At 49.8% G+C, this 1,967-nt stretch carries 1 protein-coding gene; it reads right to left on the reverse strand.

Annotated elements, in window-relative coordinates; translation table 11 throughout:
* On the reverse strand, nucleotides 1-1,967 hold a 1,967-nt coding region (gene tkt, locus KO511_RS07725; protein WP_215986875.1), incomplete at both ends, for a transketolase.

Below are 1,967 nucleotides of genomic sequence, written 5' to 3' on the forward strand. Positions count from 1 at the left end.
GCTGTGTTAACGACATTTTCCGTCGTAAAGCCAAACATTTTGAACAGCTCGCCCGCAGGTGCAGATTCACCGAAGGTTGTCATACCGATAATACGGCCGTCAAACCCTACGTACTTGTACCAGAAGTCAGCAATACCAGCTTCAATGGCAACACGTGCGGTCACATCGGATGGTAAAACGGCTTCGCGGTACGCGGCTTCTTGTTTATCAAAGGTATCGGTTGATGGCATGGATACAATGCGCACTTTTTTGCCTTCTGCTGTCAGCTCAGCCGCCGCGTTAACGGCTAACTCAACTTCAGAGCCTGTTGCAATAAGGATAAGCTCTGGCTGACCTTGGCAATCTTTAAGGATATAACCACCTTTGGCAATATTCGCTACTTGCTCTGTGCTACGCTCTTGCTGCGCTAGGTTTTGGCGCGAGAAAACCAGGGCGGTCGGTGCATCTTTACGCTCAATAGCCAGTTTCCAAGCTACTGCCGATTCAACCTGATCGCATGGTCGCCATGTATTCATGTTTGGCGTCATGCGCAGCGAAGCCATTTGCTCAACAGGTTGGTGCGTTGGGCCATCTTCACCCAGACCAATCGAATCATGGGTGTAGACTTGAATGTTTTGGATCTTCATCAACGCCGCCATGCGCATGGCATTACGTGCGTATTCCATAAACATAAGGAATGTTGCGCCATAAGGAACAAAGCCGCCATGAAGGGCAATACCATTCATGATCGCCGTCATACCAAACTCACGCACGCCATAGTGGATGTAGTTGCCCGACGCATCTTCGGCCGATACTGACTTAGAGCCAGACCACATGGTCAGATTCGAAGGCGCTAAATCGGCAGAGCCGCCCAAAAACTCTGGCAACATTTGACCAAACGCTTCCAGCGCATTTTGCGACGCTTTACGTGAAGCAATGTTGGCCGGGTTAGCTTGCAAGTCTGCAATGATTTGGCTGGTTTTCTCTTGCCACTGGGCAGGCAGTTCGCCATTTATACGACGCTTAAGCTCAGCCGCTTCTTTAGGAAATGCTGCTGCGTATGCGGCAAATTTGTCATTCCACGCCGCTTCTTTAGCCGCGCCAGCTTCTTTGGCATCCCACTGGGCGTACACATCCGCAGGGATTTCAAATGGACCATGTTCCCAACCCAGTTGCTTACGAGTAGCCGTAATTTCATCTGCGCCAAGAGGGGCACCATGGCAATCGTGAGAGCCAGATTTATTCGGTGAACCAAAGCCGATGATTGTTTTAGTACAAATCAATGTTGGACGAGGATCCGCTTTTGCTGCATGGATTGCTGTATTGATCGCCTCAGGATCGTGGCCATCTACCGCCGCAATGACATGCCAACCGTATGATTCAAAACGTTTTGGTGTATCGTCAGAGAACCAACCTTCAACATGCCCATCGATTGAAATGCCATTATCATCCCAAAAGGCGATCAACTTGCCAAGGCCTAGTGTGCCAGCCAAAGAACACGCTTCATGCGAGATCCCTTCCATCAGACAACCATCACCCATAAAGGCATAAGTGAAGTGATCGACAATATCATGATTTGGCTTATTAAACTGCGCCGCAAGGGCCTTTTCAGCCAGCGCCATACCTACAGCATTGGTAATGCCTTGACCTAGAGGGCCAGTGGTCGTTTCAATACCTGGCGCATAGCCATATTCAGGGTGGCCTGGCGTTTTAGAGTGAAGCTGACGAAAATTTTTCAGTTCATCAATTGAAAGCTCATAACCTGATAGGTGCAGCAGAGAATAAATCAGCATTGAGCCATGACCATTAGACAGCACAAAACGGTCACGGTCAGCCCACTCTGGATCCGCTGGGTTGTGGTTGAGGTGAGAGCGCCAAAGAACTTCAGCGATGTCAGCCATCCCCATAGGGGCGCCTGGGTGACCAGAATTGGCTTGTTGTACGCTGTCCATGCTAAGAGCACGGATAGCATTAGCTAAGTGTTTACG

This window comes from Vibrio hepatarius, assembly GCF_018860525.1.
Lineage (GTDB): Bacteria > Pseudomonadota > Gammaproteobacteria > Enterobacterales > Vibrionaceae > Vibrio > Vibrio hepatarius_B.